At 47.0% G+C, this 20568-nt stretch carries 18 protein-coding genes, 1 pseudogene and 1 riboswitch; all 19 genes and pseudogenes read left to right on the top strand.

The window, feature by feature from the left end; translation table 11 throughout:
- Positions 1-284: transposase (locus G519_RS45920; RefSeq protein ID WP_244280199.1), on the top strand; the 284-nt coding region annotated here is incomplete at its 5' end.
- A 24-nt stretch (positions 285-308) separates the two neighbouring features.
- Complete coding sequence (locus tag G519_RS45915) at positions 309-1913, top strand: sensor histidine kinase (protein ID WP_051253932.1); 1605 nt, start codon at positions 309-311, stop codon at positions 1911-1913.
- A complete protein-coding gene (locus tag G519_RS0133815) occupies positions 1885-3495 on the top strand; it encodes a response regulator transcription factor (protein WP_029198383.1) in 1611 nt (536 codons plus the stop codon). Before G519_RS45915 ends, G519_RS0133815 begins: the two co-directional genes overlap by 29 nt.
- 281 nt (positions 3496-3776) lie before the next feature.
- On the top strand, positions 3777-4646 hold the full coding sequence (locus G519_RS0133810) for an ABC transporter permease (protein ID WP_174806686.1): 870 nt from the start codon (positions 3777-3779) through the stop codon (positions 4644-4646).
- Between the two features lie 16 nt (positions 4647-4662).
- Positions 4663-5553: a carbohydrate ABC transporter permease gene (locus G519_RS0133805; protein ID WP_051253931.1), complete on the top strand. Its 891-nt coding sequence runs from the start codon at positions 4663-4665 to the stop codon at positions 5551-5553.
- A 61-nt stretch (positions 5554-5614) separates the two neighbouring features.
- Positions 5615-7153 carry an ABC transporter substrate-binding protein gene (locus G519_RS0133800; protein WP_029198380.1) on the top strand — a complete coding sequence of 513 codons (1539 nt, stop codon included), beginning with the start codon at positions 5615-5617 and terminating at the stop codon, positions 7151-7153.
- 20 nt (positions 7154-7173) lie between these two features.
- Positions 7174-8679: a DHA2 family efflux MFS transporter permease subunit gene (locus G519_RS0133795; protein WP_029198379.1), complete on the top strand. Its 1506-nt coding sequence runs from the start codon at positions 7174-7176 to the stop codon at positions 8677-8679.
- Positions 8676-9533, top strand: a complete 858-nt coding sequence (locus tag G519_RS0133790; protein WP_029198378.1) for a sugar phosphate isomerase/epimerase family protein — start codon at positions 8676-8678, stop codon at positions 9531-9533. Before G519_RS0133795 ends, G519_RS0133790 begins: the two co-directional genes overlap by 4 nt.
- A 44-nt stretch (positions 9534-9577) precedes the next feature.
- Positions 9578-10678 carry a Gfo/Idh/MocA family protein gene (locus G519_RS0133785; RefSeq protein ID WP_029198377.1) on the top strand — a complete coding sequence of 367 codons (1101 nt, stop codon included), beginning with the start codon at positions 9578-9580 and terminating at the stop codon, positions 10676-10678.
- A 64-nt stretch (positions 10679-10742) separates the two neighbouring features.
- A riboswitch (TPP riboswitch) is annotated at positions 10743-10841 on the top strand.
- Positions 10842-11269: 428 nt separating this feature from the next.
- A complete protein-coding gene (locus G519_RS0133780) occupies positions 11270-11890 on the top strand; it encodes a thiamine phosphate synthase (RefSeq protein WP_051253930.1) in 621 nt (206 codons plus the stop codon).
- Positions 11891-13135: a glycine oxidase ThiO gene (thiO, locus tag G519_RS45910; protein ID WP_064743583.1), complete on the top strand. Its 1245-nt coding sequence runs from the start codon at positions 11891-11893 to the stop codon at positions 13133-13135. It begins immediately after the preceding gene.
- The gene (gene thiS / locus G519_RS0133770) at positions 13119-13322 is read left to right on the top strand and encodes a sulfur carrier protein ThiS (RefSeq protein ID WP_029198375.1); all 204 of its coding nucleotides are present in this window, start codon (positions 13119-13121) and stop codon (positions 13320-13322) included. The genes thiO and thiS overlap by 17 nt, the downstream gene beginning before the upstream one ends.
- Before the next feature lie 5 nt (positions 13323-13327).
- The gene (locus tag G519_RS0133765; protein ID WP_029198374.1) at positions 13328-14095 is read left to right on the top strand and encodes a thiazole synthase; all 768 of its coding nucleotides are present in this window, start codon (positions 13328-13330) and stop codon (positions 14093-14095) included.
- A 598-nt stretch (positions 14096-14693) separates the two neighbouring features.
- Positions 14694-15482, top strand: a pseudogene (thiD, locus tag G519_RS45905) (bifunctional hydroxymethylpyrimidine kinase/phosphomethylpyrimidine kinase); the annotation flags it as partial.
- A 161-nt stretch (positions 15483-15643) separates the two neighbouring features.
- The gene (gene thiE / locus G519_RS0133755) at positions 15644-16288 is read left to right on the top strand and encodes a thiamine phosphate synthase (protein WP_029198373.1); all 645 of its coding nucleotides are present in this window, start codon (positions 15644-15646) and stop codon (positions 16286-16288) included.
- A gap of 13 nt (positions 16289-16301) precedes the next feature.
- The gene (thiC, locus tag G519_RS0133750; RefSeq protein ID WP_029198372.1) at positions 16302-18086 is read left to right on the top strand and encodes a phosphomethylpyrimidine synthase ThiC; all 1785 of its coding nucleotides are present in this window, start codon (positions 16302-16304) and stop codon (positions 18084-18086) included.
- Between the two features lie 279 nt (positions 18087-18365).
- Complete coding sequence (locus tag G519_RS0133745; RefSeq protein ID WP_029198371.1) at positions 18366-18971, top strand: ArsR/SmtB family transcription factor; 606 nt, start codon at positions 18366-18368, stop codon at positions 18969-18971.
- Between the two features lie 3 nt (positions 18972-18974).
- The gene (locus G519_RS0133740; protein ID WP_029198370.1) at positions 18975-20090 is read left to right on the top strand and encodes an aminopeptidase; all 1116 of its coding nucleotides are present in this window, start codon (positions 18975-18977) and stop codon (positions 20088-20090) included.
- 244 nt (positions 20091-20334) lie between these two features.
- Positions 20335-20568: helix-turn-helix domain-containing protein (locus G519_RS45900; RefSeq protein ID WP_036634836.1), on the top strand; the 234-nt coding region annotated here is incomplete at its 3' end.

Below are 20568 nucleotides of genomic sequence, written 5' to 3'. Positions count from 1 at the left end.
GTTCTTATCAAGCTTTGGCCAAAAATGGCTTCCACCATGAAGCCAAAAAGTACGACCTGAAAGAAAATCCAGATCATCTAAAGTGGCTTCATACGATCATCTCTAATGCGAAAGCTTTTATTGGTGGTACCTACCACGGCTTAGATCCTAAGCACCTACAAGCATATCTCGATGAGTTTTGCTATCGATTCAACCGCCGTGAGGTCAAAAGCGAGTTATTCAATAGGTTAGTTCATTGTTGCCTATCGTCTACGACGATTACCTATCCTGAGCTAGTTGGATAATCAAAAAATTTAATTAGCTTATATATGGGACAGATCGACCGTAATTTGGATGAGGTTGACAAATATTTATTCAACTTCGCTGCGCAAGACATGGGACTGCTTGTACTTGATGCGCAGCGAGATCAAAATGCCGATCGGTACTCTTTTACGAAAATTCAATTAAATAATAAGTTGTTAAAAGATCTCCCTAATTATAAATCGATGGACATGTTCTTTGTTTACTCGGAGCCGAATCAAGATTTATTGACAGTAATGAGTGATCAAGTCTCTTATACCAGACAGGTAGCCGTTGAAAATAGCATTAAGACCATTTTTCAGGACCAACGCGACGGTTCAAATCAGACAAGCTTGAGAGAATGGTTCATGCTAAAACTCGGAGATCAATACTTTTTAACCCGTGTGATCAAATATGGGAATGTCTATATTGGGGCATGGGCGGATGCGAGTAAATTAATGGTGCCGTTGAATCTGGTCGATTTGGGAAACAACGGTAGGGCGCTGCTGGTTACGGACCTGTTCGAGGCTATGTCTAACCAAGCTTTTGTACAAGAAAATCAAATTAATTTGAACGATGTTGGAACGGATTACAAACTCACTGGAAAAAATGAGAAATTCCTAGTCGTTGGCGAAAAATCCGCGAAAGGCCGTTTCAGCTTAATCGCTGTCATACCAGACAGCATCATTCTAGAGAATCTTCCACTCCTTCGCCGAATGGTATCGTTCATTTTGATGGGATCACTTATTCTGCTTCCTTTCGTTTTATTTCTTTTAAGGAAAATCATCTTGATTCCGATAAATCGGATCATGATGGCCATGAGGAGAATCGAAGATGGGAATTTGGATGTCCGCATCACATACAGCCCTTCTGTCATTGAATTCGACAAGATGAACCAATCCTTCAATCGCATGATATCGCAAATACAGGAATTGAAAATTAATGTTTTGGAAGAGCAGTTAAATCATCAGAAGGCCGAGCTCAAGCATTTACAGCTTCAAATTAATCCGCACTTTTTTATGAATTCGTTGAACATTATTTATAATTTGGCGCAGGTGAAAGACTTTACACTGATTCAGGAAATGGTTCTATGTCTCGTAGAATATTTCCGTTTTATGTTTCGGAGCAACATGGCATTCGTCGCTTTGAGCGATGAGGTCCAGCATACTCTTAATTACTTTCGTATCCAGGAGATGCGGTTTCCCAAAAATTTGACTTATGATCTATCTGTCCCGGACAACCTGATGGACGTAGTGGTTCCTCCGCTTGTTATTCAGACCTTTGTGGAAAATACGATTAAACACGCAGTTAGCATGGATAAACAGATTCATATTGGTATCACCATTGGAGCCACATCAAATAAGAAAATTAAAATACGAGTTGAGGATACAGGCAAAGGATTTCCCGAAGACGTTTTAACTCGGCTGCAGATGGAAATGGATATCGGTAACGGAGAAGGTCATCATATCGGGATATGGAATGTGCAGCGCCGATTGCGCCTCCTATATCAAGATCACGCCCAGATCGCGTTTTCAAATGGTGCAGGCCATGGCGCAGTGATTGAAATTCTCATCCCATTTCATGAGAAGAAAGGTGGAGAAGGCTATGCTTCAATTGCTGGTCGTGGACGATGAAATTCATGCCGTACGAGGGATAAAAGCGGGGGTAGAGTGGGACCAACTTGGATTTTCAAGGGTTCATGAAGCTTTTAACATACGGCAGGCGAAGGAAATCTTTTTGACCCAAAAAATTGATATTCTGCTTTGTGACATTGAAATGCCGGAAGGTGACGGATTTCAATTGTTATCTTGGGTCAAAGAACACTCTCCGGATACCGAGTCTCTCTTCTTAACCTGTCATGCTGATTTCGAATTCGCGCAAAAAGCAATTCAACTGGGAAGTCTGGATTATATGCTCAAACCTGTCCGTTTTCCGGAATTGGAGAAAGCCGTTCGAAAAGCCATCGAACAATTGGAAAAGAAAAGAGGATTAATCCAATTTAATGAGACCTATAAACATTACTATCAGTTATGGGAATCGTACCAACCCATGGTTGTTGAGCGCTTTTGGCAGGATTTAATACATAGGTCGATCCCTTCGAATAAGGTTCAAATCAAAGAAATTATGGCGAAGCAAAATATACCTTATAGCGATACTGCCTTATTTGTGCCGATATGGATCAGTGTTCAGCGTTGGCATAAAAAACTGACGCTTCGTGAAGAAAAAATAATGGAATACGCCTTGCGCAATTCTTTGGAGGAATTGGCTGTATGGAAAGAGTCCAACGGTCAAATTGTTCAGGTCAAAAGCGGAGGGTTACTGGCCATCCTCTCGGTCGAACCGGGTAGCAAGATCGATAAGAAGAAATTAACGAACGAATTACAGGGTTATATCGATGCGTGTAACCATTACTTTTTCTGTGATCTTTGCTGTTATATCGGTTCTCCCGTATATACGGAGGGAATGTTAGAGATGTTCGAATCCTTAGTCACGATGGAATCCCGCAATGTTACACAAACGAATAAAATTTTCTTCTTAAGTGAACAACGATGCAGCTGCTACGATACATTTCCAGTCCCTAAAATGAACGGATGGGCGGAATTGCTCAAATGTGGATGCAAAGGGAAACTGCTCAAAGAAATCGATCAAAGTTTGGATGCGATGAAGCAAATGGAGAGTCTCGATGCCAAATTGCTGCGCGGATTTCACGAGGACTTTCTCCAGATGATTCATCACGTATTGCATTATAAGGGCCTGAGGGCACATCAGGTTTTTTCGGAAGAGCTTCTGTCTATGCAGGCATCATCCGTATCCCGTTCCATAGCTGATCTTAGGCAATGGATAATCACGATGATCGAAGAAGCTGCTGGTCGAATTAACACAGTGGATGTAAGCCAAACGGTTGTGGAAAAAGCGAAGCAATATATCGCTCAGCGCATTAACGAAGATGTTTCGCGGGAGGATATCGCCAACTATGTGAATATGAATCCAGACTACCTGACAAGAATTTTCAAGAAAGAAACCGGCTTGACGATTTCTGATTATGTGCTTCAGGAGCGGGTAGAATTGGCAAAAGAGATGCTGGTGAAGACAGATCTTCCGATTGGCAGCATCGCCGCTTCGGTGGGCTACAATAATTTTTCCCATTTCTCAAAAATGTTCAAGAAAGCGACGGCCATCAATCCACAGGATTATCGCAAATTATATGAGGCGTAAGCTATAAATTTGTCTAGATACATGAGATCGTTCCCTTCTCGGGTTCGGTCTTTTTTGCTCAAAAAGAAGTCGGAAATGCGATAACAGGAAGTCGGGAAACAGGTAGAGTGCGATGCAGCGGTTATATATGATGAGAGTATAAAGGATGAGGGAGGAACGATATGGAGACAACGACAACTAGGACAAATTCAGCGACTACGACAGCTGCTGGGATAACGGCAACGAAATCATTAACCAGAAAAAAACTGAGAAAATTATGGAGGTATGCTCCACTGTTCGTGATGGTCATACCCGAAATCATTTATCTAATCATCAACAACTATTTGCCGATGTTTGGCTTGATCATTGCGTTCAAAGACGTCAACTTCACGAAAGGAATTTGGGCCAGCGATTGGGTTGGATTTAAAAATTTCGAGTACCTGTTCAAAACCTCCGACGCCATGCTGATTACTCGAAATACGATTCTATATAATTCGGCTTTTATTATCATTAATTTGATCATCGCCGTTGGCGTAGCTATTTTGCTGAATGAAGTGAAGAAGAAATTATTTGCCCGGTTTTACCAAAGCGTCATTCTCATCCCCTATTTGATATCTATGGTTATTGTCGGTTATTTGGTGCTTGCCATGCTAAGCGGAGAAACCGGTTATATTAATAAACAAATCTTGCCTATGCTTGGAATGGATCCAATCTCATGGTATAGCGAAGCCAAATACTGGCCGTATATTTTGACCTTTGTGAACATTTGGAAGCATGTTGGATACCTATGTGTTATCTATTTAGCGGCGATTATCGGAATCGACCCTGAATATTACGAGGCCGCCAGGATTGACGGAGCGAGTAAATGGCAGCAGATTACGAACATTACCATACCTTTAATCACTCCGGTTATCGTGATAATGACGCTGCTGCAAATCGGCCGTATATTCTACTCGGAGTTCGGATTGTTCTATCAAGTTCCGCTAGATACAGGCGCACTCTTTCCGACTACTAACGTCATCGATACATATGTCTATCGGGCTTTACTAAGATTAGGCGACATCGGCATGTCTTCGGCAGCGGGCCTATATCAATCCGTTGTGGGATTCATTCTCGTACTCATCTCAAATTATGTGGTGAGCAAGCGAAACAGCGATAACGCTTTGTTTTAATAAGGAGGGAATCCAATTGAAAGTAAAAAGCCAACTGTATCAAGCGATCATTCATGTATTCTTTATTGGCATTGTTTGTCTCTGTCTTCTTCCGTTTTTTCTGCTCGTAATCACTTCTTTCACCGACGAGATGACCATTGTGTCAGAAGGGTATTCTTTCCTACCGAGTAAATTCAGCTTGGCGGCGTACGAATTCCTATGGAATGATTCCTCCAACATATTTCGGGCGTACGGTATAACCATTCTGGTAACTTTAGTTGGTACGTTTGTGGGGCTGTCAATTACTGCCCTATGCGCCTATCCATTATCTAGAAAGGATATGCTGATTCGCAAGCCGCTCTCGTTTATCGTGTTTTTCACACTGCTGTTTAACGGAGGCCTGGTCCCCACCTACCTGGTATATACACAAGTGTTCGATATGAAAAACACATTGCTGGCCTTAATCATTCCCGGTTTGCTATCCAACGGATTTTACGTGCTGATTATGCGAACCTTCTTTATGACTTCAATCCCAACCCCGGTTATTGAATCGGCATCCATTGACGGGGCGGGGGAATTTAAAATCTTTTTCCAAATCGTGCTTCCGCTCTCTCTTCCCATTCTGGCTACGGTCGGATTGATGCAAACGATCGGCTATTGGAACGATTGGTTCAACGGATTAATCTATGTGACCGACAGCAAGCTGTTCAGTTTGCAAAATTTGTTAAACCGGATTTTGTTAAACGCGCAATTTTTGTCAAGCAACACGAGCAGCAGCACAACGGAACTTGCTGCAAGCAGTAACATTCCGATGGAATCGGTCCGGATGGCTATGGCGGTTATTGGGACTATACCATTGCTGATCGCATACCCTTTTTTCCAAAAATATTTCGTCAAAGGTCTCGTCATTGGAGCAGTCAAAGGCTAGGCTATACTCGGCAGCATCAGCCGGTTAGCATAAATGGAATATAAAACAGGGAGGCTACGAAATGAGAGGGAATAGAAAGAGCGTCCAAACAGCGTTAGCGGGAATGATAGCCGTTTCTCTTCTATTGACGGCATGCAGCAGCGGTAGCGGTGACTCTACGGCTACTAAGGCGCCAAGCGCGTCAGGAGAATCTGGAAAGGCGAAGTCGGATTTAAAGCCTTATGAATTAACCGTGGCCTACTATAAGATCGGCAACAACAAAGATCTGCAGGAGGTCCAGGAGGCCGTTAACAAACTGACCAAAGAGAAAATTAATGCAACGGTTAAATTTGTGCCTATTGACCCTGCTGCATATCAGCAACAAGTCAATCTGATGCTTGCGAGCAATGAAAATTTGGACTTGCTAGTCACTTTGACAGCACTCGGCTACGGTACGCAAGCGGCAAAAGGACAGCTTGTTCCTTTAGAGGATCTGCTTAAGAAATATGGACAGGACATAGCCAAGGTCGTCACACCGGAGATTCAAAAAGCGACGATGGCCAGCGGTAAGCTTTATGGCATACCTAGCGTACGCGACTGGGCAGCCGACTACGGCATCCTGATGCGCAAAGATATTGTTGATAAATACAAGATTGATCTAAGCAAGATCAAGACCTTTGATGATTTGGATGCCGTATTCAAGGTCGTCAAAGACAACGAGCCGAATATGGCGGCTATTGTTCCGGAAGGCGGGGGTACGTCCTATATCGCGTCCATTGCACCTGGCTTTATGGACCCATTGAATGATGATAACGGCGTGCTGCCGGACCATGATAATAACCTAAAGGTAGTCAATTGGTTTGAATCGAAGCCATATTCTGATCTATTGAAAATGGTCAGAAGATGGTATTTGGACGGCTATATCCCTAAGGATATCGCTACAAACAAAATCCGCCCTGAAGACCTTGTGAAGGCCGGCAAAGCTTTCTCCTTTACAGTGCATATGAAGCCTGGCTATGAAACGAAGGAAGCCATCTTGACAGGCACACCGATGGTTGCAGCTCGCATTATCCCGCCTGTCACTTCTACGTCGTCGATTGCAAACGTCATGTTCAGTATCGCCAAAAACTCGAAGGATCCGGAGAGAGCCATGATGTTCCTCAACTTGCTTTACTCCGACAAAGAGTTGATCAACTTGATCGACTATGGCATTGAAGGAAAGCACTATGTCAAGAAGGGTGACTTGATCGCCTTCCCGAATGGCGTAGATACGCAGAATGCCACCTATAGCCCGAATCATGGATGGGAGTGGGGCAATCAATTCCTTTCCTACATTTGGGAAACGGATCCTGTTAGTCTTTGGAAAGATCAGGCTGATTTCAACAAATCGTCCAAAAAATCAAAAGCGCTCGGCTTCAGCTTCACAGTCGATCCGGTTAAAACGGAAGTGGCTGCTGTTCAAAGCGTGAAGGATCAATTTAAATTAGGTTTGGAAACCGGTACGCTGGATCCGGATAAAAACTTGCCTGAATTTATTAGCAAAATGAAGGCTTCTGGCATGGACAAAATTATAGCTGAGAAGCAAAAGCAGCTTGATGAATGGGCGAAAACCAATAAGTAGTTTTTGCGAGGAGAAGCTGCATGCCCCCTACAGAGATACAGGAGAGAAACAGACCGTTTGCGCCTGTCATGATCGCGATTTTTTTCGGGTCCGTACTGGCAACACTTGGCATGAGTTCGATAAGTATAGCATTTCCCGTTTTGATGGCACAATTTCATACCGATTTGACCACCATGCAGTGGACGATGACGGGTTACCTGCTGGCAACCGGAGTTGTGGCTCCCCTCACCGGTTATCTTGGGGAAAAGTTCAGTACCAAGTACCTATATGTAGCTGCGCTTATTGGCTACACGTTGATTTCAGGGCTTAGCGCTTTCGCATGGAATATTGAATCTTTAATTGCATTTCGAATTGTACAAGGTATTTTTGGCGGGATGATCTTGCCAGCCACGATGACGATCCTTTATCAGGTGATTCCCCGAGCCAAGCAGGCGTTTGCGCTCAGCATGTGGACCTTGTCGACGATGCTTTCGCCCGCGTTCGGGCCTCTATTGGCGGGCTGGCTGATTGGGAAATTCGAATGGAAATGGCTGTTCCTCATGGACATTCCATTCGGCATTGCGGCAATTGCAGTCGCTTGGCGACTGATTCCCTATTACAAACTGAATACGCCGAAAACGTTCGATTTGCCCGGCTTGGTTACCGTAATTCTGAGCAGCGCCTCCCTCCTGATTGCCTTCAGCGAAGCGCATGCATGGGGATGGAGCTCGTGGAGAACACTGTCGCTGCTCGCTTTCGGTATCCTAATGCTCGGGTGCTTTATTCGGAGAGAATTAATGATCCTCGAACCGCTCTTGAATTTGAAGGTATTTGTCAATGTGAAATATACGGTTAGCCTTGCCGTGCTGGCCATTATTACGCTCAACCTGTATTCCGGTGCCTACTTGATACCGGTGTTCCTGCAGAACATTCAAGGGGCGTCCGCGCTGGAGGTCGGTTTGATCTTGCTTCCGGCCACACTTGCGATGGCAGGCGTGATGCCGCTCGTTGGCAAGCTGTATATGAGAATAGCACCGCAGTGGCTGATCGTTTCCGGGGTTTTCTTGATCGCGGTCGGGACACTAGCGATAGGACGACTGGATGTGAACGTATCGCACGGGTACATTGTTATGTGGCTAACTATTCGCTACATTGGACTTTCGTTAACGATCATGCCGCTTACCAACGTTGGTATGGAGGCTATCCCACGTGAGCTGTCCGGTCACGCTTCATCGGTAAATAACTGGATCCGCCAAGTTTTCGGTTCCTTCTCTATCGCGTTGTTTACTTCACTTATTGCATCACGGTTGACCGTTCACAACCAAGCGCTTGGTCTAGATGGGGCTGCAGAAGCCGAGCGAAAGTTGCTGAAGGCGGAAGCCTTCACGATGAGCTCCAATGATGTGTACATCTTGGCGACGATGATTGTGTTAGTTGGTCTTCCTCTCGTATGGATGCTGTTTAGAGGCAAACCTCGGAATGAAAGGCTAGAAAAGCATAAGCTTCGGCATGTTAAAAATTTAACACAAAAGGAGCAATTAAAATGAGCATTTCAATTGGCGTAAATTTATTTTCAGTCTTTCAAGCACTAAATAACGACTATTTTGGCACCCTTGAGAAGGTAGCTGCAGCAGGCTATACCAATGTGGAATTAATCACCACCAATTTTATGACAGGCGTCCGATACAGTGATTCATTCCCTTTGCAAACCATCAAAAATAAGCTGGAAGAATTGGGGCTTAAGCCCATAGCTGCCCATGAACGATTGGATCAAGATGCCCAGAATTGGGATAAGTTAATTCAAGAAAATGCTGAACTTGGCTGTAAAGCGATTGTATTGCCGTCTGCCTGGATCAAAAATCGTGAAGATACACTGCAAACCGCAGAACAATTGAATGCCATCGGAAAAAAATGCAAAGAAAACGGTTTGCAATTTTACTTTCATAATCACTTTCATGAATTCAAAAGATGGGGGGATACGACCTTATACGATATTTTAGTTGAAAATACCGACCCGTCCTATGTCAAATTTGAGTTGGATTTGGTCTGGGTTATGCGCGCAGGTCTTGATCCCCTGGCCGTTCTTGAGAAATTAGGCAGCCGATGCGATATCGTCCATCAGAAAGATTTAAATAAAGATATCGTCATTCTAAACGTATTTGACGCCCTTCAGCCAGGTGATGAAGATTTGGATATGATGCAGCTATATCGCGGGAAGGGATACATACAAGCATGTGACTTTGTGGATCTTGGAACCGGTGCAATAGACTTCAAAGCCACCTATGACAAAATAAAAGAAATGGGTAACATCCAATATGCCTTTATTGAGAATGAAGGGATAAGCGACGATAAATTTACGAGCATAGAGAATGATTTAAAGGTTTTGCAAAAGTATGTATAAAGCCGTTTAATGGCGAAAAATTTGATCATAGGGAGTGTTCGATCATGTCAACAGCTAAATTGAAAATCGGAATTATAGGCTGCGGCGGTATTGCCAATCAAAAGCATATGCCTTCTTTAGGGAAACTCACTCATTTAGGCGAAATGGTTGCTTTCTGTGACGTAGTTGAAGAACGAGCTGTGAAAGCTGCAAAGGAATTTGGAACGGAACAGGCCAAAGTTTATTTGGACTATAGGGAATTATTGCAAGATGAGTCTATTGACGTTATTCATGTGTTGACTCCCAATCTTCAGCATTCCTTCATAACGAAAGCAGCGCTGGAGGCAGGTAAGCATGTCATGTGCGAAAAGCCAATGGCTATCAATTCAATTGAAGCTAAAAAGATGTTAGAGGCAAGCAAGAAGACAGGAAGAAAATTGACCATTGGTTATCAAAATAGATTCAGAGACGATTCGCAAGTATTGTACAAAGCGTGCCGCCATGGGGAGTTCGGCGATATTTATATGGCCAAAGCACACGCCCTTCGCAGACGCGGAGTTCCAACCTGGGGCGTTTTTACAGACAAAGAGCAGCAGGGTGGTGGACCATTGATCGACATTGGCACGCATGCGCTGGATTTATCTCTCTGGTTCATGGACAACTACAAGCCGAAATCGGTGACAGGATCGGTATTCCACAAATTAGGGGATAAATTCGAGGGCAACCTGTTCGGTCCATGGGATCCGAAGAGCTACGAGGTTGAAGATTCGGCTTTCGGATTTATCAAAATGGAGAATGGTGCAACGATATTCCTGGAATGCGCATGGGCGCTGAATATTACCGATACGAGAGAAGCCATGACTACCCTGTGCGGAACAGAAGGCGGAGCGGAAATGAAAGGCAGCCCTGCTATGGGCAAAAGTGAGCTGGTGTTTAACAGCGCCAAGTATGGAAAGCTGGTCGAAACCAAGGCAACTACAGGTGGCGGCATCGCTTATTTCGACGCAGGTGCCGAAGAACCAGGCGTGAAAGAAGCCAGACAATGGCTGGAAAGCATTCTCAATGACACGGAGCCTCTTGTCAAACCGGAGCAAGCATATGTTGTTACCCAGATTTTGGAGGCCATTTATGAATCGGCAAAAACAGGGAAGACGATTGAATTTTGATCCACGAAAATTTCTATTTCCAAGCGTTTGATGACGTGCTATGATATTTAACAATTGAATACGAATGAATCCCTAGGGGCGCCGCAAGGCTGAGACAGAGCAATCTGAACCCTTTGAACCTGAACTGGGTCATACCAGCGGAGGAAAGTGGAACGATCATTGCCATCTTTGTACGTTTATTAGGCGGCAACCTAAAACCACTTTTCTTTGGAAAAGTGGTTTTTTTCATGCCTGAAATTAATTAAACCCATTCCATACCGTGTGTGGTGCAGAAAGTAGTGGCTGGGCCCTAAATGTCAATTTTATTTGGATTCCTGCACTGTAGTGATGTTTTTCATCGCTAAAGTCGGAATAGGTGAGCTAGCTGGTGGGTTAGTGATGTTTTTCATCGTTAGAGTAGCTGCTTGCTGGTTGTGAGTGAGTATTTAGTGATTTTAGGGATGTTTTATACAGCTAAAGTGTATGCGAAGCGGAAAAGTGTCTCCGTAGTGATGAAAAACATGCTTAAAACCTGAAGATGAAGCTGGATAAGGAAAATTCTCATTTTATAGTTATTTTAAGCAAAGCTCTGGAAGGGAGTTGAGCCTCAATATGTCAGGATATGAACTGCATGTCATTTCTAATGGCAAATTATCTTGGACAGAGTTGGCGGCGACTGCAGCTCAGATTTACCCTCATGTCACAGCCATTCATATACGTGAGAAGACGAAATCATTAGACGAGATCTTCCTAGGCGTGCAGTTTCTGCTCAAAACAGGTATTCCGGCGAAAAGCCTATATATCAATGGTTTCCCGTCCATTGTCACGGCTGCGGGATTAGGTGGATTACAGCTCCAGGGCAGCACCCCGCCGCTTTCAACCCTAAGAGAATTCTGTCAAGGAGTGCAGAGGACTGGCGTATCGATACATAGTGCAGAGGAAGCTAAGCAGCGAGAGCAGGAGGGGGCGCATTATGTGATGTTTGGTCATGTTTTTGCTTCGAGTTCTAAGGAGGGTATCCCGCCAAGGGGGTTGGGGGCACTCAGAGGTGTGGCAGCCCAAGTAACAATTCCGATTATTGCGATCGGAGGCATGAGGCCTGAACGGGTAAGTTCAGTTTTGGAGGCGGGAGCTTCTGGTGTAGCAGTGATGAGTGGGATCTGGGAAGCGGAAGACCCGTTAGAAGCAGTGAAAGCTTACGCTAAAGTGTTAGAGCGAAAGGAGGTGGGATAAATGAAACATATAAACGATGTGATCATTATCGGCGGTGGAGTTATTGGCTCCTCAATCGCCTATAACTTGGCAAAACGAGGCCAGTCCGTCCTGCTCCTCGAGCGCGGGAGGCTTGGCATGGAAGCCTCGGCGGCGGCAGGGGGCATGCTCGGAGCACAATCCGAGATGGAGGATACGGGGCCGCTTTTCCAGTGGGCCCGACAAAGCCGAGCGATGTTCCCGCAGCTGAGCGAGGAACTGAAAGCTCTCACGGGCATCGACATCGGTCTCGTCCGTGAAGGATTGCTGAACGTGGCGCTCAGCGACGTTCAAGAGCAAGAGCTGCGCGCGAGGGAGAAGCTCCAACGCACAGCGGGCGAGCAGGCGGAGTGGCTGAGCGCAGCTGCAGCTGCCAAGCTCGAGCCAGCTTTGAGCGGAGCGACGCGCGGAGCCTTATACCTGCCCGGCGATGGGCAGGTAGAGGCGCCGCTGCTGGCGGCAGCGTTCGCGCAGGCAGCCCGGGTACTGGGGGCGAAGGTGCAAGAATTCGCCCAGGTACAAGGGCTGCTGACGGAGCGAGGCCGAGCCGTCGGTGTTATGACGAGCGATGGTCCGCTGTATAGCGACCACGTCGTTGTGGCGGCTGGCACGTGGAGCGGACAGCTAATGGCCGGCATCGGCGTCGACCTGCCGGTGTATCCCGTGAAGGGCGAGTGCTTCTCCGTCCTTACGGCGAAGCCGCTGCTCAGGAAGACCCTGTTCACGACAGGGTGTTATATCGTCCCGAAAGCCGGAGGACGACTGCTGGTCGGCGCGACGGTAGTGCCGAATAGCTACGACCGCAAGGTTTCGCTGGTTGGTTTGGCTGAGCTGATGGAGCGTGCGAGGCTGCTCATGCCCACGATTGGCGAAGCCGAGTGGGAGAAAGCTTGGTCAGGTCTGCGTCCGCAGACGACAGACGGGCTGCCGTACATCGGCAAAGTGCCGGCGTACGAGGGTTTATATGCTGCTTGTGGGCATTACCGCAATGGGATTTTGCTCAGTCCGGTCACCGGTAAGGTGATTGCGGATTTCATTTTAGGCGGGGGAGAGGAGAACTTTCAGCCAGAGCTTGAGCTGGAAACACAGACCTGTTCGGGTTTGGAATCCCTGCTCGATGTTTTTAGTCCTGATCTATCCGGGCAATCGAAGCGGATTGGACGGCGTGAAGGGAAGCTATTTTCAGCCACAGGAAAGGAGCTGCACAGCATTGAAGCTGCACATTAATGGGCAAAGTGTAGATATTCCAGATTCGATCCGAACCATAGAAGAGCTGCTAGCGCATTTTGAATTAAGTGAGAAAATGCTCGTCGTGGAACATAATGAAAACATTTTACAAAAAGAAGATCACGCGAAAGTTGAGCTTTCCGAAGGACATAAAATCGAAATCGTTCATTTTGTTGGAGGGGGATAATTCTTATGTTAAAAATCGGTCCTTACGAGTTTCGTTCACGCCTATTGCTAGGAACGGGGAAATTTCCGGATTTTGATATTCAGAAGCAGGCGGTTGAGGCTAGTGAATCTCAGATATTGACGTTTGCTGTGCGACGTATGAATATTTTTGAAGCGAGTCAGCCTAATTTCTTGTCGATGCTGGATGTGTCGAATTTCACCTTGCTGCCGAATACGGCAGGCGCCAAAACAGCCGAAGAAGCTGTACGCATCGCGAAACTAGCGAAGGCTTCCGGACTATGCGACATGATCAAAGTTGAAGTTATCGGAGACGAGATGACGCTGCTGCCTGACCCGGTTGAAACGTTGAAAGCCTCGGAAATGCTGCTTGAGGAGGGCTTCATCGTGCTTCCATACACATCAGATGATGTGCTTTTAGCCAAACGTTTGCAAGCCCTCGGAGTTCATGCCATTATGCCTGGCGCATCGCCAATTGGAACAGGTCAAGGCATCATTAATCCGCTGAACCTGAGCTTCATTATTGAGCAAGCGACCGTACCTGTAATCGTTGACGCCGGCATTGGCGCTCCTTCGGACGCTGCACTTGCTATGGAGATGGGAGCCGATGGTGTGCTGCTCAACACCGCTGTGTCGGGTGCCAAGGATCCGATCAAAATGGCTTACGCCATGAAATTGGCAATTGAAGCCGGACGTGCCGGATTCGAAGCGGGCCGCATTCCGAAGAAGCGGTATGCATCGGCTAGCAGTCCGATGGAGGGTTTTAGTCGCGTTTAGTTGGGGAAGAGCAGAAGTGTGAATCTGAGAAAGCTGAAAATGACGTCTCGGTAGTGGGAAAGTGGATAATCCTTGGCGAACGGTCGAGAAAGGCCTTCTCAGCTGCTGTAAGTGGGTTGAGAGCATGAAAGTAAGGCTGAGAGGATAGAAATGGACGTCTCGGGAGAGGGAAAGTGGATAATCCTTAGTGAGCAGTCGAATGTGGCCTTCTCGGCTGCTGTAAGTGGGTTTGGAGCACGAAAGTAAGGCTGAGAGGATCGAAATGGACGTCTCGGGAGAGGGAAAGTGGATAATCCTTAGTGAGCAGTCGAATGTGGCCTTCTCGGCTGGTGTAAGTGGGTTTGGAGCACGAAAGTGTGGCTGAGAGGATCGAAATGGACGTCTCGGGAGAGGGAAAGTGGATAATCCAAGGTGAGCGGTCGATAAAGGTCTTCTCAGCTGGTGTAAGTGGGTTGAGAGCATGAATGTGAGGCTGAGAGGATTGAAATGGACGTCTCGGGAGAGAGAAAGTGGATAGTCCTTGGTGAGCGGTCGAATATGGCCTTCTCAGCTAATGTTACCGGGAAAACAAGAGTTTGTGTCTGAAAGGGGGAGTAAGATGTCTGTTTACAAAGCATTAACGATCGCGGGCTCGGATTGCGGAGGTGGTGCGGGGATTCAAGCAGACTTGAAGACGTTTCAGGAGCTGGGCGTTTATGGGATGTCGGTCATTACCGCGGTGACTGCGCAGAATACGCTGGGTGTTCAAGGGGTTTATCCGATGAGTGCTGAGGCGATTGAGCAGCAGTTGGCCTCTATTGGGGATGATTTACCTCCAGATGCGCTCAAAACAGGGATGTTATTCAGTGGTGAGATTATACGAATCGTAGCGGCTGCGATACAAACCTACAAGTGGGAGCGAGTCGTGGTCGACCCTGTGATGATAGCCAAAGGAGGAGCCTCCTTGCTTCAGCAAGAGGCTATTGAGGCGATGATTCACTCTTTATTGCCGCTGGCCGATGTGGTTACACCGAACATACCTGAGGCAGAGGCGCTTAGCGGCTTGCAAATAACGGACAGCGAGTCGCGTCAAGAGGCTGCGAAACGGATTCATCTCTATGGCTGCAAGAACGTGATGATAAAAGGCGGCCATGAAGCGAATACGGAGCATGCGATTGATTTGTTGTATGACGGGAAGACATTCACGGAGTTCTCGTCCAGACGCTTGGTTACCAAGCATACGCACGGTACAGGTTGTACGTTTGCTGCGGCGGTCACTTCGGGACTTGCGCAGGGCTTAACGACGAAAGAAGCAATCCAACTGGCAAAAAGATTCATCCAAGCTGCAATTGCAGAGCCGTTAAACATAGGAAGCGGTTATGGTCCTACGAACCATTGGGCATATCAACGTGGAGTTAGAGCGAATTATGCACGCAGGGTAGCGAATGAGCTTGATGGGACTTCAGCTGGCGGGCAGCTAAAGAGTGATAGTGCTTTGGAAGTTGAAGCTAATGCCGCAGGTTTGGATGGCATTTTCGTTAACGAGGATGTTTTCATACGAGGTGTACGATGAAAATCGAGCAGCTGCGCAAAGCGCTGCGTCTGTATTTGGTCATGGGCAGCCCGAACTGTGGCGGTGCTGACCCGGCTGCGGTGCTGGAGGCCGCGATTGCCGGCGGCATCACGATGTTTCAGTTCCGCGAGAAGGGCGCCGGAGCCCTGCAGGGGGCGGCGAAGCTCGAGCTAGGCGCGCGGCTGCGCCGCCTCTGCGCGCAGCACGCGATCCCCTTCATCGTCAACGATGATGAAGGGCTCGCTCTAGAGCTTGCGGCCGATGGTATTCACATCGGCCAAGAAGACGCCCCAGCCGCCGACATACGGCAGCGGCTGAAGAACATGATCGTGGGCGTCTCGGCCCACGATCTCGCAGAAGCCCAGGCGGCGCTCGCCGAAGGCGCCGACTATCTGGGCGTAGGCCCCCAATATGCCACGCGCACCAAGCCCGATGCGCGTGAGGTTCAGGGGCCAGCCGCCATCCAGCGGATTCGCGCAGGCGGCATCCGGCTGCCGCTCGTTGGCATCGGAGGCATCGATGCCACGAATGCCTCCCACGTCATCCGCGCAGGAGCGGATGGCGTGGCTGTAGTCAGCGCGATTGCAAGCGCGCACTCACCACGTGAAGCAGCAGCTGAGCTGCTAAGAAACATCAAATAGAGGAGGAATTCGTATGACAACGACAAATAGTAGTTCCGTGAAAGATGTCCAAATTTCCACATTTCCAGGTAGTAAAAAGGTATATGTACAAGGCTCAAGACCAGATATTCAAGTGCCAATGAGGGAAATTTCTTTGGGAACCTCCACGAATATTCACGGAGAGGAAGTAGCTAATGAGCCTGTGCAGGTCTATGATACAAGTGGTGTTTATACGGATACAGAACTGAAAACGGATATCCGTCAAGGTCTCCCCGCTAATCGCTTAACATGGATTGAAGAACGTGGTGACGTTGAATCCTATGTTGGACGTGAAGTGAAGCCAGAAGATAATGGGCTTGCATCTCCTGATGCGAGAGGGGCCGCAGAAATTTTCCCAGGCTTACACCGCAGACCGCTCCGAGCTAAGCAAGGTTGTAACGTGACTCAAATGCATTATGCACGCCGGGGCATCGTGACACCGGAAATGGAATACATTGCGATTCGAGAGAATCTCGATGCTGAATTTGTTCGTAAAGAGGTCGCTATCGGTCGTGCCATCATTCCTTCCAATATTAATCATCCCGAAAGCGAGCCGATGATCATTGGACGCAACTTCCTTGTGAAAATTAATGCCAATATCGGAAATTCCGCTGTCGCTTCTTCCATTGAGGAAGAGGTCGAGAAGATGACGTGGGCGACCCGTTGGGGCGCTGACACGATTATGGATTTATCGACGGGCAAAAACATACATACAACACGCGAATGGATCATCCGCAACTCGCCGGTTCCTGTTGGAACGGTGCCGCTATATCAAGCACTAGAAAAAGTGAACGGCAAAGCAGAGGACCTCACTTGGGAAGTGTACCGTGACACGCTGATTGAGCAAGCAGAACAGGGGGTTAGCTACTTTACGATCCATGCGGGCGTACTGCTTCGTTACATCCCTATGACAGCTCAGCGCGTAACGGGTATCGTCTCCCGTGGTGGATCCATCATGGCTGCATGGTGCTTAGCTCATCACCAAGAGAACTTTCTCTATACGCATTTCGAAGATATTTGCGAAATTATGAAAGCTTACGACGTCGCCTTCTCCCTTGGTGACGGACTGCGCCCTGGTTCGATCGCGGATGCGAACGATGAAGCCCAATTCGCTGAATTGGAAACACTCGGCGAGCTGACGCAAATTGCTTGGAAGCACGACGTCCAAGTGATGGTTGAAGGACCAGGCCACGTGCCAATGCACCTGGTCAAAGAAAATATGGACCGTCAGCTGGAAGTTTGCCAAGAAGCGCCATTCTACACGCTTGGACCGCTGACGACCGACATTGCGCCAGGCTACGACCATATCACTTCTGCTATTGGAGCAGCGATGATCGGCTGGTTCGGCACAGCGATGCTGTGCTATGTGACGCCGAAGGAGCATCTTGGCCTGCCGAATAAAGAGGATGTACGCGTCGGGGTCATCACGTACAAAATCGCTGCGCACGCTGCCGATCTGGCTAAAGGCCATCCTGGAGCGCAAATTCGCGACAACGCACTGTCGAAGGCTCGATTCGAGTTCCGCTGGCGCGATCAGTTCAATCTCTCGCTGGATCCTGAACGCGCGATTGAGTATCACGATGAGACGCTGCCGGCAGAAGGCGCGAAAACGGCGCACTTCTGCTCCATGTGTGGACCGAAATTTTGCAGTATGCGCATTACGCAGGATATACGGCAGTACGCACACGCACAAGGGCTGGACGAAGAATCTGCGCGAAACAGCGGCATGGAAGAGAAGTCCAAAGAATTCCGTGAAGCAGGAAGCCAAATTTATCGATAAAATTGAGGGGCGTTTTCACCATTAATTGGTGACAGAAACGTCCCTTTTTGCTACCATAGAGAAAAGCTTAGCTTCGTTAATCCTTTAAAGCGTTGAAACGGTCAATAAAGAGGGCATTCATGCTTGCTGAGACTGCAATTGACATGAAATCCTTTTCGCATTATGATACGGTTAAAAAGATTTGACCGTCGTTTAATTAATCTCATTAAGAGATTAAGAGTTGACCATGAGCGCATGTTTAAGGGCCAGATTGGTACAATAGAGGGAGGTCGAGTCCAGATGAAGCTGCAACCAGTTTATATTATTGAAGAACTTGAGCAATTAAAAACGATAAGCGATCCACTACGCGCTAAGGTGTTACTTTATTTAATAGAGAAAGCTTACACCGGTCAGCAAATAGCTAAAATGCTGGGAATGGCGCGTGCAAAAGTGCATTATCATTTGAATGAACTTGAGAAGCATGGTTTAATTTCGGTCGTTCGTACGGAACTCAAGAATGGTATTTTGCAAAAGTTTTATCGTGCAATAGCCCGCGGCTTCGTCCCTAGTGAAAAACTGCTGCCTTACGTCTCAGAGGTAGAGAATTACTATCGCGAGAGGACGCTTAGCGTACTTGGACGTGCCAGACGCAGAGCGATTAATGCTCCTGAAGAGGCGTTTCAAATTCCTTCTTCTGATCGTACCCAATGGCCGATTATCATGACTCAGGTCGAAGTGAAAATGAGCAAAGAGAAATATGCAGAATGGCTGAGAAAGTTTCGTGCTCTTATCTTTGAGCTCGATGCGTCGCAGGAAGAAAATGGGGAGTGGTTTTATTTGACTACGGTCGGCTTTCAAACGAATGAGCCGTCTTTTGACCCTGTTGTAGAAGAAGAGGAGAGATAAAGTATGCTAGATCCAAGACTAACGAAGCTCGCAGATGTGCTTGTGAATTATTCGGTTAAGGCGAAGCCTGGCGAAAATATTTTGATAGAGGCTTACGGTATTGATTCAGCTCTTGTGAAAGAGATCGTAAAAAAGGTTCACGCAGCTGGTGCGCACCCTTTCGTCAATGTTAGAGATCACGTAATTATGCGTCAACTCATCATGAACGGAACAGAAGCTCAAATGCAAACATGGGCAGATGTCGATGCTTTCCAAATGAAACAAATGCAAGGCTACATAGGTGTACGCGGCGGAGCCAATATTTATGAACTGTCGGATATTCCGGCAGACCGGATGAAGCTGTACAATTCGATTTATTATCAACAAGTTCATTTCGATGTCCGGATTAAAGATACGAGATGGGTCGTTCTGCGTTACCCAACGTCTTCCATGGCGCAGCTTGCCAGCATGAGTACGGATGAGTTCGAGGAGTTCTACTTCAACGTATGTACGATGGATTATGGCAAAATGTCCAAAGCCATGGATGCTTTGAAAGAGCTAATGGATCGCACAGATAAAGTGCGACTAGTTGGTCCAGGCACGGATTTGACGTTCTCGATTAAAGGAATCGGCGGCGTTAAATGCGATGGTGAACTCAACATCCCGGATGGCGAGGTTTACTCTGCTCCTGTTCGTGAGTCGGTGAATGGGATCATTTCCTACAATACGCCAACGCCTCATGATGGTTTCATTTTTGAGAATATCGTACTTGAATTTGAAAATGGTAAAATCATCAAAGCGACAGCTAACGATACGGACCGAATTAATGAAATTTTCGATATGGATGAAGGCGCACGTTATGTAGGGGAATTCGCGATTGGCGTGAATCCTTACATTCAAGAGCCGATGAAAGACACGCTTTTCGATGAGAAAATCGACGGCAGCTTCCACTTCACGCCAGGTAATTGCTACGATGATGCTTATAACGGCAACAAATCCTCTTTGCACTGGGATATTGTGAATATCCAACGTCCGGAATACGGCGGGGGCGAAATTTGGTTTGACGATGTGCTCATTCGTAAGGACGGTATTTTCGTACTGCCTGAGCTTCTGCAGCTGAATCCTGAGAACTTAAAGTAGAACAGACGAGGGTTCGGTAGTGAGGTAGCTAGCTGCTATTTACGAGGGATCTCCTCGAATCAGTTTGATGTATTTTGTGCAGCAAATCTGGAGCTAACATGCTTCTATGCATGATTTAACTGCAAAAAGTGCAGCTAAATTCCATGATCTGGGTGTCATTTGCTCAAAACTCTGAAGCCCCCTAATTAGATTGGAGTCATCAATATGCAATAAGGTACAATATTGGTGAGGGGGAATGAGACGTATGAAAAGCAATATCCTATATGATGAGCAACGAATCAAGGTAGCTCAAGAGGCACTTAGTGGAACGAAGTTATCTTATCTTGCACGTAAATATTCAGTGTCTCCTAGCACGATCACGAACTGGGTTAAGTTCTACAAAGAAAGATTTGGTGAGGAATCCCTTCCTTCTGTGAGTGAGCGTATAGAAGATTCTAAACGCCTTCAGGAGTTGGAAACCAAGATGGATACAGCCATT

The sequence above is a fragment of the Paenibacillus alginolyticus DSM 5050 = NBRC 15375 genome (genome assembly GCF_000422905.1).
GTDB classification, from domain to species: Bacteria; Bacillota; Bacilli; order Paenibacillales; family NBRC-103111; genus Paenibacillus_E; species Paenibacillus_E alginolyticus.
Note: the sequence above shows the minus strand (reverse complement) of the source record. Positions and strands in the feature narration are given on the sequence as shown.

Coding starts and splice junctions, on each gene's coding strand:
- G519_RS0133745 (WP_029198371.1), top strand. CDS start 18,366: ATGAAGCTGCAACCAGTTTATATTATTGAAGAACTTGAGCAATTAAAA.
- G519_RS0133790 (WP_029198378.1), top strand. CDS start 8,676: ATGAGCATTTCAATTGGCGTAAATTTATTTTCAGTCTTTCAAGCACTA.
- G519_RS0133815 (WP_029198383.1), top strand. CDS start 1,885: ATGCTTCAATTGCTGGTCGTGGACGATGAAATTCATGCCGTACGAGGG.
- G519_RS0133810 (WP_174806686.1), top strand. CDS start 3,777: ATGGTCATACCCGAAATCATTTATCTAATCATCAACAACTATTTGCCG.
- G519_RS0133795 (WP_029198379.1), top strand. CDS start 7,174: ATGCCCCCTACAGAGATACAGGAGAGAAACAGACCGTTTGCGCCTGTC.
- thiE (WP_029198373.1), top strand. CDS start 15,644: ATGAAAATCGAGCAGCTGCGCAAAGCGCTGCGTCTGTATTTGGTCATG.
- thiC (WP_029198372.1), top strand. CDS start 16,302: ATGACAACGACAAATAGTAGTTCCGTGAAAGATGTCCAAATTTCCACA.
- G519_RS0133800 (WP_029198380.1), top strand. CDS start 5,615: ATGAGAGGGAATAGAAAGAGCGTCCAAACAGCGTTAGCGGGAATGATA.
- G519_RS0133785 (WP_029198377.1), top strand. CDS start 9,578: ATGTCAACAGCTAAATTGAAAATCGGAATTATAGGCTGCGGCGGTATT.
- G519_RS0133765 (WP_029198374.1), top strand. CDS start 13,328: ATGTTAAAAATCGGTCCTTACGAGTTTCGTTCACGCCTATTGCTAGGA.
- G519_RS0133780 (WP_051253930.1), top strand. CDS start 11,270: ATGTCAGGATATGAACTGCATGTCATTTCTAATGGCAAATTATCTTGG.
- G519_RS0133740 (WP_029198370.1), top strand. CDS start 18,975: ATGCTAGATCCAAGACTAACGAAGCTCGCAGATGTGCTTGTGAATTAT.
- thiO (WP_064743583.1), top strand. CDS start 11,891: ATGAAACATATAAACGATGTGATCATTATCGGCGGTGGAGTTATTGGC.
- G519_RS45915 (WP_051253932.1), top strand. CDS start 309: ATGGGACAGATCGACCGTAATTTGGATGAGGTTGACAAATATTTATTC.